Origin of the sequence: Streptomyces sp. NPDC048172 (assembly GCF_043202595.1) — a bacterium.
Classification (GTDB): Bacteria; Actinomycetota; Actinomycetes; order Streptomycetales; family Streptomycetaceae; genus Streptomyces.
Genome location: NZ_JBIDAT010000007.1, coordinates 57,607 through 69,125, shown reverse-complemented (window position 1 = coordinate 69,125; position 11,519 = coordinate 57,607). Strand labels below are relative to the sequence as shown.

Below are 11,519 nucleotides of genomic sequence, written 5' to 3'. Positions count from 1 at the left end.
AGGCATTGTGGGATGACACGTCAACGTTTGTGCGGGATCGGCGGCCGGGTACTTGCGTGATCCGCCCCGCCCGTGTGGACTACGGCCAATGCCCCACGTGCGCGCGGGGCGCAAGCCATATTCGAGAAACATGACAGGAGGCAATCCGTGAGCGCGACCGCGGGCCACGCGGAGGAGCGGACCAACCCCGCCGAGAGGCTGGGTTTCCAGCCCGAGCAGGTGGTCCAAGAGATCGGCTACGACGACGATGTCGATCAGGAGCTCCGCGAGTCCATTGAGGAAATCACCGGCCAGGAGCTCGTCGACGAGGATTACGGCGATGTGGCCGACGCCGTGGTGCTGTGGTTCCGAGAGGACGACGGCGACCTGACGGACGCGCTGGTGGACGCCACCACGATGATCGACGAAGGCGCCCCGCTCTGGCTGCTGACCCCGAAGACGGGCCGTGAGGGCTATGTCGAGCCCAGCGAGATCGGCGAGGCGTCCCAGACCGCCGGCCTGTCCCAGACCAAGAGCTTCAACGCGGCCAAGGACTGGACGGGCAGCAGGCTGGTCACCCCCAAGGGGGCCCGTTCCGGCAAGCACTGATCGCGGGCCCTTCGCAGGGTTCCCCGAGAGTTCCCCCGAGCCCCCGCCCGGCCCCGGCCGGCGGGGGCTCGGTGCATAGGGTGGGAGCGACCCAGTCCCGCCCACCGAAGGGAACACCGCCATGGCGATCGAGGTCGGCACCAAGGCCCCGGACTTCGAGCTCAAGGACCACCACGGCCAGACCGTCCGCCTCTCGGACTTCAAGGGCGAGAAGAACGTCGTGCTGCTCTTCTACCCCTTCGCGTTCACCGGTGTGTGCACCGGCGAGCTGTGCGCGCTCCGGGACGAGCTGCCGAAGTTCGTGAACGACGACGTCCAGCTGCTCGCGGTTTCCAACGACTCGCCGTTCTCGCTGCGCGTATTCGCGGAGCAGGAGGGGCTGGAGTACCCGCTGCTGTCGGACTTCTGGCCGCACGGCGAAGCCTCGCGGGCGTACGGAGTCTTCGACGAGGAGAAGGGCTGTGCGCTGCGCGGCACCTTCATCATCGACAAGGAGGGCACCGTGCGCTGGACCGTTGTCAACGGGCTGCCCGACGCCCGGGACCTCGATGAGTACGTGAAGGCCCTCGGGACCCTCTGAGTCTCCGCCCCGCTGAGCCGCGCACCGAAACGTGCGCCGAACCGCGTAACAGAAAATTGCGGTCACTCCCGACAGAGGGATGTAGGGGAGGGAACCGCTCACTAGGATCGAATCGTTGATCTGACGGCATCCGTAATACGGGGGCACGCAGTGCTCCTTACGAACAATTATTCAGGAGGACTCGTGGGAGTCAGCCTCAGCAAGGGCGGCAATGTCTCTCTGACCAAGGAGGCGCCGAACCTGACCGCCGTGATCGTCGGTCTGGGCTGGGACGCGCGCACCACCACAGGGAGCGACTTCGACCTCGACGCGAGCGCCCTGCTGACGAACGAGCAGGGGAAGGTCGGCAACGACCAGAACTTCGTGTTCTTCAACAACCTCAAGAGCCCCGACGGCTCCGTGGAGCACACCGGTGACAACCTCACCGGTGAGGGCGAGGGCGACGACGAGGTCATCAAGGTGAACCTCGCGGGGGTGCCGGCCGACGTGGAGAAGATCGTCTTCCCCGTCTCCATCTATGAGGCGGAGAGCCGCCAGCAGAGCTTCGGCCAGGTGCGGAACGCGTACATCCGCGTCGTCAACCAGGCCGACAACAACGAGCTGGCGCGCTACGACCTCAGCGAGGACGCCTCCACCGAGACCGCGATGGTCTTCGGCGAGCTGTACCGGCACGGTGCGGAGTGGAAGTTCCGGGCCATCGGCCAGGGCTACGCCTCGGGCCTGCGCGGCATCGCGCAGGACTTCGGCGTGAACGTCTGATTCCACCGCCAGTACACGCCAGCAAGCAGCCGGTGCGCGTCCTCGCGCTGTCACAGACCGGCAATCACGGGCGCCGCAGACTTCCGTCACCTGGAGGTGTGCGGCGCTTGGTGGTGCGGGGACACTGGGGGCACCGTGAGTGCACGTATCGGGGACACGGGTCGGGGACATGAACCGGGGAGAGGAACCAGGAACATGAGCGTGACGCTCGCCAAGGGGGGAAACGTCTCCCTCTCGAAGGCCGCACCGAATCTGACACAGGTCCAGATCGGGCTGGGCTGGAAGGCCCGCTCCACCACGGGCGCCGACTTCGACCTGGACGCGAGCGTGCTGCTCTGCGGCGCGAACGGCCGGGTGCTCGGCGACGAGTACTTCATCTTCTACAACAACCTCAAGAGCCCCGAGGGCTCGGTCGAGCACATGGGTGACGAGCTGGTCGGGGGCTCCGGGGGCGACGACGAAACGGTTCTCGTGGACCTCACGCTGGTCCCCACGCAGATCGAGAAGGTGGTCTTCCCCGTCTCCATCTACGACGCCGACTCGCGCCACCAGACGTTCGGCCAAGTGACCGATGCGTACATTCGTGTGATCAATCAGGCGGACGGTGCCGAACTGGCGCGTTACGACCTGACCGAGGACGCCTCGTCGGAGACTGCGATGATCTTCGGGGAGCTGTACCGCTACGGCGGAGAGTGGAAGTTCCGTGCAGTCGGCCAGGGGTACGCGTCGGGGCTGAGGGGTATCGCCCTAGACTTCGGCGTCAATGTCGCATAAGCCAGCGTCACGACATCGACATCAACGTCATGCGTAGACCGGATACCTGATTGGGAAGCCAGTGGTCCTGAAAACCTTCGGCTGGTCCTTCGGCGTCACCGCCGTCGGACTCGCCGCCGCCGCGTTCTTCTGGGGGTGGGAAGCGTTCGTACTCGTGCTGATGCTCTCCATCCTGGAGATCTCGCTGTCCTTCGACAACGCGGTCGTCAACGCCGGCGTGCTGAAGAAGATGAATGCCTTCTGGCAGAAGATCTTCCTCACCATCGGCATTCTGATCGCGGTATTCGGCATGCGACTGGTCTTCCCGGTCGTCATCGTCGCCATCACCGCCCAGGTGGGTCCGATCGAAGCCGTCGAAGTGGCTTTGGACAATCCGGACAGGTACGAGCAGCTCGTCACCGACGCCCACCCGGCCATCGCGGCCTTCGGCGGGATGTTCCTGCTGATGATCTTCCTCGACTTCATCTTCGACGAGCGTGAGCACAAGTGGATCGGCTGGCTGGAGCGCCCGCTCTCCCGGCTTGGCAAGGTGAACGGACTCTCGGTCTGCCTCGCGCTCATCGTGCTGCTCGTCGTGGCGGTGACCATCGCCACGGGTGCCCACCAGCACGGCGGGATGCACGCCGACAAGTCCGGCACGGTGATGCTCTCCGGCATCGCGGGACTGATCACCTATCTCATCGTCGGCGGTCTCTCCGGACACTTCGAGGACAAGCTCGAAGAGGAGGAGGAGCGCGAGCACGAGGAGGAGGAAGCGGCCAAGCGGGCCGGCAAGGACCCGAGCATGGTCGGCCTCGCGGGCAAGGCGGCCTTCTTCATGTTCCTGTACCTGGAAGTGCTGGACGCCTCCTTCTCGTTCGACGGCGTCATCGGCGCCTTCGCCATCACGAACCACATCTTCTGGATGGCGCTCGGCCTCGGCATCGGCGCGATGTACGTCCGTTCGCTCACGGTCTACCTGGTCCGCCAGGGGACGCTGGACGACTACGTCTACCTGGAGCACGGCGCGCACTACGCGATCGGCGCGCTCGCCGCGATCCTGCTCATCACGATCAAGTACGAGATCCACGAGGTCATCACGGGCTCCATCGGCGTGCTCCTGATCGCCTTCTCCTTCTGGTCCTCGGTGCGGCGCAACCGCCGTCTGGAGGCTGAAGGGGGAGATGGGGACTCCGGGGGCGGCGAGGACGAATCCAAGGAATCAGAGGTCACGTCCGGAGTGTGACCGTCTCCTGAATGAGGAACGCTCCCAGCGGGGCGGCATCCGTACCCGGCGCGGGCTCAGGCCCGTTCCGGAGCGGGCGCCGCCCCGCGGCGGGTATCCGGAGCACTTGAGTGGGGGTGCGTGATGGTCTCCCTGTGGGAGAACTGGCGGAGCGGCGTGGGAATGGGGCGGCGCGGACCCAAGTTCGACACCGTCGGCGGTCCGTCGACGTACGCGGTGGAGCTGACGAAACGGAACTCCGAGCTCTCTCTGACCAAGCAGAGCGCGGACTCCGGCAGCATGCGGGTGAACCTCTCCTGGCGGATGAGGAGTTCGGACCTGGAGGGGCGGCGGAGGCGGACCGGCTCGCTCCGGCACCCGCTCCAGATGTTCAAGCCGGACGTGGTGCAGGCGCACACCCAGGGCGTGGTCAACGTCGACCTGGACCTCGCCTGTCTGTACGAGCTGGTGGACGGCAGCAAGGGCGTCGTCCAGCCGCTGGGCGGCTTCATGGGCGACATGAACGCGCCGCCGTACGTGAAGCTCAGCGGCGACGACAGGTTCGGCTCGCCGTCGGGCGAGACGATCTATGTGAACCTCGACCACAAGGACGAGATCAAGCGGCTGCTCTTCTTCGTCTACATCTACGACGGCACGCCCGCCTTCGACCGTACGCACGCGATCCTCTCGCTCTTCCCGAGCAACGGGCCGCGCGTCGAGGTCGCGCTGGACGAGCGGGCGCCCCAGGCCCGCTCGTGCGCGGTGCTGCTGATGGAGAACAACAAGGGCGAGCTGAGCGTCCGCCGCGAGGTGCGGTACGTCTACGGCTTCCAGGCCGAGCTGGACCGGCTCTACGGCTGGGGCCTGCAGTGGGGCCGGGGCTACAAGGCGGGCAAGGTCTGAGGACCCCGCCCGCCGTACGCCTCAGGGCTCAGCGGTTGAGGAACTGCGGGCCCTGGGGCGGCAGCGTGAACGCGGGGTCCGGCTGCGGGTAGCCGTAGGCGGGCTGCGGATATCCGTAGGCGGGCTGTGTCGTCGGGGGCTGCTGGGGCTGGGGTGGCTGCGGATACCCGTACCCCGGCGCGGCCCCTGCGGGCCCCCCGGCTGCCCCGGCCACCCCGGCCCCCGCCGGGTCCGGCTGCGGCTCCGGCGGCGAGGGCGGCAGCGGGCCCGGGTCGGGCATCGGCTCGGGGCCAGGACCGGGTCCGGGACCGGGGCCCGGCGCGGGTCCGGGGCCGGGAGCCGGGCCCGGATGCGGGTCCGGGACCGGGCTCGGCTCCGGGAAGTCGGGCTCCGAGGGCGGCTGGGGCACCGAAGCCGTAGGCGCGGCCGCGGCCGCAGCTGCGGTTACCGCCGCCGGTGCGGTCGCGGGAGCCGCCGGGGGAGCGGTGGGCAGGGGCGGCGCCGACGGTGGCGCCGAGGGGGCGCGCAGCGCGTAGTCGTCGGCGTCGAGCGTGTCGGGGCCCGGTACGTGGGCCATCGTCGCGTCCAGGTCGGGGCCCGGGTCCGTGGCGGGCGGGGGCGTCTCCTGGCTGGGCTCGCTCTCGTCGACCGAGATGCCGTACTCGGTGGCGAGGCCGATCAGCCCCGTGTCGTACCCCTGGCCCAGGGCGCGGAACTTCCAGCCGTCGCCGCGCCGGTACAGCTCGCCGCAGACCATCGCCGTCTCTGAGCCGGTCTCGGGCTCGATGTCGAAGCGCGCGACGGGCGCGCCCGAGCCGTTCGCCCCGTCGTGCAGCAGCAGCCGCAGCTCCGGGACGTCCGCGAAGGTGCCGCCGTCGGCCGAGGCGGCCAGCAGCACCCGGTCCACCGAGGCGTCGAGCGCGGTGAGGTCGGCCTCGACCGTGTCCCGCAGGCCCTCGGGCTCGCGGGTCTTGGCGAGGTGCCTGACCAGTCCGGACGGGTGGCGCGGCTGGTTGTAGAAGATGAAGTCGTCGTCCGACCGCACCTGACCGTCCTCGCCGAGCAGCAGGGCCGAGGCGTCGACATCCGGCACGCCCGCACCCGGCGTCCAGCAGAGCACGGCACGCACCGCCGTGGCCTCTAGCCGGATGTTCGATCCCTTCGTCATCGCGTGCGTCATGGATTCATCCTGCCTTCCGCGCGCGGGGCACGACAACGCGGGGAGGCGCACGGATGGGCCCGGAGGGGGCGTTCCTACAAGGCGTACGAGCCGGGTTCTCGGGGTTTGGGGAACTCTTGACCCGCTCCCGTACGTACGATGAACGGCCTACGGCGTTCGGATTCGGCCAGACAGGGGTCCGTGCGGCCGTTTTCTGACGGTGAGACGGGTCAAGACGAGTCAAGACGGGCCGAGACGGGGAGAATCATGCGGCATTTCGGGCACCTCGCGCCTGAGCGCCGGAGCGCGCTGTTCCACCGGGAGCCGGCCGAGTTCACGGCGGACGCGCCCGCGCGGACGCTCGCGGTCGCGCTCGGCGCCACGCTGTACAGTCCCGCGACCCGACCCGGGCTCGCGGCCGACGTGGTGAAGCAGGCCGCCCGTGGCGTGGTCTCGATGGTCCTCTGCCTGGAGGACTCGATAGCCGACGCCGACGTGGACGGCGCCGAGACGAACCTCGTCCGGCAGTTCCAGCAGCTCGCGCGCGGCGACCACGGCCCGCCGGGAGAGCTGCCCCTGCTCTTCGTACGGGTGCGCGAGCCCGCCCAGATCGCGGGGCTGGTGGCCAGGATGGGCGACGCGGCCCGGCTGCTCTCCGGCTTCGTGCTGCCCAAGTTCACCGAGGAGCGCGGCGTGCCCTTCCTCGACGTGCTCGCGGAGACCGAGGCGGCGCACGGGGTGCGGCTCTTCGGGATGCCCGTCCTGGAGTCGCCCGAGCTGCTGCACCTGGAGTCGCGGACCGAGACCCTCGCGGGGATCGCCAGGACCGTGGAGAAGTACCGGGACCGGGTGCTCGCGCTGCGCCTGGGCGTGACCGACTTCTGCTCCGCGTACGGCCTGCGGCGTACGCCCGAGATGACGGCGTACGACGTGCAGCTCGTCGCCTCCGTCATCGCCGATGTGGTGAACGTGCTGGGCAGGGCCGACGGCACCGGATTCACCGTCACGGGGCCCGTGTGGGAGTATTTCCGGCCGCAGGAGCGGATGTTCAAGCCCCAGCTCCGGCAGAGCCCGTTCCTGAGCGGCCGCGCGGAGGGCATCCGTACCGCCCTGATCGAGCACGCCATGGACGGGCTGCTGCGCGAGATCGAGCTCGACCGGGCCAACGGGCTGCAGGGCAAGACCTGCATCCACCCCTCGCACGTCACGGCGGTGCACGCGCTGTCGGTCGTGAGTCACGAGGAGTTCTGCGACGCGACCGACGTGCTCCGCCCCGAGCGCGACGGAGGCGGAGTGATGCGCTCCGCCTACACGAACAAGATGAACGAGGTGAAGCCCCACCGCGCCTGGGCCGAGCGCACGCTGCTGCGCGGCGAGGTCTTCGGGGTGGCGCGCGAGGGCGTGAGCTTCGTGGAACTGCTGGCGGCGGGAGTCAAGTGAGCGGTAGGGATCGTACGGACGTCGGTACGGGCGGGGGCCGGGTCTGGTCCGGCGCCTGGGTCACCGAGAGGCTCGGCGTCCGGCTGAGCGGCGAGGGGACGGACCGGCTCCTGGGGCTGGCCCTGCGCCGTAACCCCAAGCGCGCGCATCTGCTCGTCTCCACGCTCCTCGGCAAGCACGTGCCGCAGCGCCCCATGGTGGTGCTGGGCGCCGGGGCCAGGCTCGGGCGCCGGGTGCGCGACCTGCTCGGGGACGCGGAGGCGGACCGCGCGGTGGTCCTCGGGTACGCGGAGACGGCGACCGCGCTCGGCCACAGCGTCGCGGACGGCCTCGGCAGAGGCCCCGGGGGCGCGGCGCCGTACCTCCACTCCACGCGGCGGCCGGTGGCCGGGGTCGCCCCGGTCGGCGGCTTCGAGGAGGAGCACAGCCACGCGAGCTCGCACCTGCTGCTGCCCGAGGACCCGGGTCTGCTCGCGGGGGACGGGCCGCTGGTGCTGGTGGACGACGAGTTCTCGACGGGCCGTACCGTGCGGAACACCATCGCCGCGCTGCACGCCGTCCACCCCCGTGAGCGGTACGTGGTGGTCGCGCTGGTGGACATGCGTTCGGCCGCCGACATCGCCGGGATGGAGAAGTTCGCGGCCGGGCTCGGGGCCCGGCTGGACGTGGTGGCGCTGGCGGAGGGCCGCGTGGAGCTGCCCGACGACGTGCTGGAGCGCGGCCAGGAGCTGGTGGAGCGGTACGGCGCGGCCGTCGCCGCGTCCCCCGCGCGCGGAGGGGACGGTTCCGGCGCTTCGGCCCTGCGCGTGGACCTCGGCTGGCCGGACGGGCTCCCCGACGGCGGGCGCCACGGCTTCGGCCCCGAGCACCGCGCGGCGCTCGACGCGGCCCTCCCGGACATGGCGGAGCGGCTCCTCGACGGGCTGGCCGAAAGTGGCGGCGAGGGCGCGCGGCGTGTGCTCGTGCTCGGGACCGAGGAGCTGATGTACGCCCCGCTGCGCCTCGCGCACGAGCTGGAGCAGCGGCTCGGGGAGGGCGCCGAGGTGCGCTTCTCCACCACGACGCGCTCGCCCGTGCTCCCCGTGGACGACCCGGGCTACGCGATACGGACGGCCCTGCGCTTCCCCGCGCACGACGCCCCGGCGGACGCGCACGACGCCCCGGCGGACGCGGCCGGCGGCGCGGGGGACGCGGCCGACGGCGCGGGGGACCGGTTCGCGTACAACGTCGCGGGCGGCGGCTTCGACACCGTGATCGCCGTCGTCGACAGCGAGGGCGACCGGGACGAGCTGCACGCGCCGGGCGGCCTGCTGGACGCGCTGACGGGCTGCGCGGAGCGCGTCCTCCTCGCGGTCGTCCCGTCGTACGTCCCGCCGTACGCCTCGCAGTGCCCCGCCGAAGGGGAGCCCGAAGAGAGCACGCCGCACGACCCTCGCGGCACGCTGCCCCGCCCGCTGTACGGGCCCGCCTTCTCCTCGTACCCCGCGGAGGACGTCGCCTGGCTGCTCCAGGATCTCTCCGGGGTCGAGCTGGAGGCGCCGACGGAGGAGCGCGAGGAGGCGATCCAGAGCGGCGGCGCGCACTACGCCGAGTCGCTGCCCGTCGAGTACCAGCCCAGCGAGGAGTACCAGCGGCTCTTCCACAGCGCCCTGGACGCCTCGGCCCGCCGTATCGCGCGGGCCGTGGGCACCGTGACCGAGACGGTGCTCGCCGAGCGCGGCCCGCGCCCGGTGCTGGTCTCCCTCGCGCGCGCCGGTACGCCCGTCGGCGTACTGATGCGCCGCTGGGCGCGCGCGGCGCACGGACTGCGGCTGCCGCACTACGCGGTCTCCATCGTGCGCGGCAAGGGCATCGACACGACGGCGCTGCGCTATCTCGCCGCGCACCACGACCCCGCCGACGTCGTGTTCGTCGACGGCTGGACCGGCAAGGGCGCCATCACCCGCGAGCTGGCGGAGGCGGTGGAGGAGTTCCCCGGCTTCGACCCGGAGCTGGCCGTCCTCGCTGACCCCGGCTCCTGCGTCCGTACGTTCGGCACGCGCGAGGACTTCCTCATCCCCTCCGCCTGCCTCAACTCCACGGTGTCGGGACTGATCTCGCGCACCGTCCTGCGCGACGGACTGGTCGGGCCCGACGACTTCCACGGCGCGAAGTTCTACCGCGAGCTGTCCGGCGCGGACGTCTCCGGGCTCTTCCTGGAGGCCGTGGAGCAGCACTTCGGCGCCGTCCGCGAGGAGGTCAACGGCGAGGTGCGCGCCCTGCGCGCCACCGACCGCACCCCGACCTGGGAGGGCTGGCGCGCCGTCGAGCGCATCAGCGAGGAGTACGGCATCGGCGACGTCAACCTCGTCAAGCCCGGCGTCGGCGAGACCACGCGCGTGATGCTGCGCCGGGTGCCCTGGCGGGTCCTCGCGCGGCGCGGCGCCGGGTCCGACCTCGACCACGTCCGGCTGCTCGCGGAGCAGCGCGGCGTCCCGGTCGAGGAGATCGACGGGCTGCCGTACACCTGCGTCGGACTGATCCACCCCCGCTACACGAGAGGCGCCACGGGCGCCGACGGAAAGGCAGCCCGTTGACCCGTCCCCTGCCCCTGCCTCTGCCTCTGCTGGCCAGCGATCTCGACCGCACGCTGATCTACTCGGCGGCGGCCCTCGCGCTCACGATGCCCGACGCCGTGGCGCCCCGGCTGCTGTGCGTCGAGACGTACGAGCACAAGCCGCTCTCCTTCATGACCGAGGACGCCGCGCGGCTGCTGGCCGGGCTCGCGGACCACGCCCTGCTGGTCCCGACGACCACCCGCACCCGCGAGCAGTACGGGCGCGTCCGGCTGCCAGGCCCGCCGCCGCGCTACGCGGTGTGCGCGAACGGCGGCCACCTGCTGGTCGACGGCGAGAGCGACGCGGACTGGCACGCGCGGGTGCGCCGCTCGCTCGGCGAGTGCGCCCCGCTCGCCGAGGTCAGCGCCCACCTGCGGCGCACCGCGCACCCCGACTGGCTGCTGAAGGAGCGGACGGCCGACGACCTGTTCGCCTACCTCGTGGTCGACCGGGCGCTGCTCCCCGACACCTGGCTCAAGGAGCTGGCCGACTGGGCGGAGCCGCGCGGCTGGGGCGTCTCGCTCCAGGGCCGCAAGATCTACGCCGTGCCGCTCGCGCTCACCAAGAGCGCCGCCGTCGCCGAGGTCGCGCGCCGTACGGACGCGCCGTACACGTACGCGGCCGGTGACGCGCTGCTCGACGCCGACCTGCTGCTCGCCGCCGACCGGGGCTGGCGCCCCGGCCACGGCGAGCTGGCCGACAGCGGCTGGGACGCGCCGCACGTACGGGCGCTGCCCGAGCGCGGCGTGCTCGCGGGCGAGCGCATCCTGCACGAGGTGAGGGGCGCGCTGCGCGCGGGTGCCTAGCCGCCGCTGCCGTGTCCCGGGCCCTCCAGCCGTCCGCCGTGCACCGAGGCGCGCTGCCGCAGCTCCTCGCCCCGGGCCGAGGCCACGGCGCGCTGCTCACGCTCGGCCTGCTCGGGGTGGCGCTGGCGCCAGTACGGGTTGTCGTGCGGCAGGGCGCTGCCCACGCGCCCGTACATCCCGAAGATCAGCAGCAGGATGCCGACGACGAAGCTGAAGAGCACGTTCTGGATGCGGAACGCGAGGAAGTTGAGCCCCGTGTCCAGCAGGGCGAGATTGACGAAACCGCTGATCAGGAAGAGCGCGCCCAGCACGATGTTGAGCGACGAGGCGAAGTTCCCGCCGCGCACCATGCCGGAGAAGAGCAGCAGCCCGACGACGATGGACAGCACGCTCAGGGCCCCGTTGGTGCTGAGGCCCGCGACGGTGTCGCCCCTCGTGTCGAAGAAGCCGATCTTGTCGAGCAGGCCCATGACCCCGAACGCGAGCAGCAGCAGCCCGACGAGGCCCGCGCCGACGCGGTAGATCCGGCTCAGCTTGTGATCCACGGGCAGGTGCTCGTCGAGGACGAAGCGATGCCGTTTCGGGTGGTGGTCGAGAGGGTGGTGTAGGACAGCCATGATCCGGCCTCCCAGGGGTGCGGTTCTGGAGGCGCCCAGCTCTCCCCTCCAGCATCCGCCCGTCGGGGCGACCCCTCAACCGGGGCCGTACG

Annotated in this window: 11 protein-coding genes; 9 read left to right on the top strand and 2 right to left on the bottom strand. The window is 71.0% G+C overall.

Annotation, left to right across the window (positions count from 1 at the left end):
- Positions 1–147: 147 nt before the first annotated feature.
- The 6 genes from ACGF3A_RS29770 to ACGF3A_RS29745 all read left to right on the top strand — a co-directional run bounded on the left by ACGF3A_RS29770 (position 148) and on the right by ACGF3A_RS29745 (position 4,808).
- Positions 148–588 carry a DUF3052 domain-containing protein gene (locus ACGF3A_RS29770; protein ID WP_393733470.1) on the top strand — a complete coding sequence of 147 codons (441 nt, stop codon included), beginning with the start codon at positions 148–150 and terminating at the stop codon, positions 586–588.
- 121 nt (positions 589–709) lie between these two features.
- A complete protein-coding gene (locus ACGF3A_RS29765) occupies positions 710–1,168 on the top strand; it encodes a peroxiredoxin (RefSeq protein WP_393733469.1) in 459 nt (152 codons plus the stop codon).
- Positions 1,169–1,351: 183 nt separating this feature from the next.
- Positions 1,352–1,927: a TerD family protein gene (locus ACGF3A_RS29760; RefSeq protein ID WP_393733468.1), complete on the top strand. Its 576-nt coding sequence runs from the start codon at positions 1,352–1,354 to the stop codon at positions 1,925–1,927.
- Positions 1,928–2,122: 195 nt separating this feature from the next.
- Positions 2,123–2,701 (top strand): TerD family protein, encoded by a 579-nt coding sequence (locus ACGF3A_RS29755; protein ID WP_393733467.1) that lies wholly within the window; start codon positions 2,123–2,125, stop codon positions 2,699–2,701.
- 61 nt (positions 2,702–2,762) lie between these two features.
- Complete coding sequence (locus ACGF3A_RS29750) at positions 2,763–3,926, top strand: DUF475 domain-containing protein (RefSeq protein ID WP_393733466.1); 1,164 nt, start codon at positions 2,763–2,765, stop codon at positions 3,924–3,926.
- 123 nt (positions 3,927–4,049) lie between these two features.
- On the top strand, positions 4,050–4,808 hold the full coding sequence (locus ACGF3A_RS29745; protein ID WP_393733465.1) for a Tellurium resistance: 759 nt from the start codon (positions 4,050–4,052) through the stop codon (positions 4,806–4,808).
- 28 nt (positions 4,809–4,836) lie between these two features.
- Here ACGF3A_RS29745 and ACGF3A_RS29740 read toward each other — a convergent pair whose 3' ends face one another.
- Positions 4,837–5,988, bottom strand: coding sequence for a TerD family protein (locus ACGF3A_RS29740; RefSeq protein WP_393733464.1), 1,152 nt, complete (start codon positions 5,986–5,988; stop codon positions 4,837–4,839).
- A gap of 246 nt (positions 5,989–6,234) precedes the next feature.
- Here ACGF3A_RS29740 and ACGF3A_RS29735 point away from each other — a divergent pair, with 246 nt between their 5' ends.
- From ACGF3A_RS29735 to ACGF3A_RS29725, 3 genes are all read left to right on the top strand, one after another.
- Positions 6,235–7,407, top strand: a complete 1,173-nt coding sequence (locus ACGF3A_RS29735) for an HpcH/HpaI aldolase/citrate lyase family protein (RefSeq protein WP_393733463.1) — start codon at positions 6,235–6,237, stop codon at positions 7,405–7,407.
- Complete coding sequence (locus ACGF3A_RS29730) at positions 7,404–9,983, top strand: phosphoribosyltransferase (protein WP_393733462.1); 2,580 nt, start codon at positions 7,404–7,406, stop codon at positions 9,981–9,983. Before ACGF3A_RS29735 ends, ACGF3A_RS29730 begins: the two co-directional genes overlap by 4 nt.
- 86 nt (positions 9,984–10,069) lie before the next feature.
- Positions 10,070–10,810, top strand: a complete 741-nt coding sequence (locus ACGF3A_RS29725) for an HAD family hydrolase (RefSeq protein WP_393733840.1) — start codon at positions 10,070–10,072, stop codon at positions 10,808–10,810.
- On the opposite strand, the gene ACGF3A_RS29720 is transcribed toward ACGF3A_RS29725, so the two are convergent.
- Complete coding sequence (locus ACGF3A_RS29720; protein WP_393733461.1) at positions 10,807–11,427, bottom strand: DUF4383 domain-containing protein; 621 nt, start codon at positions 11,425–11,427, stop codon at positions 10,807–10,809. The two genes, ACGF3A_RS29725 and ACGF3A_RS29720, sit on opposite strands and share 4 nt — an antisense overlap.
- Between the last annotated feature and the right edge of the window lie 92 nt (positions 11,428–11,519).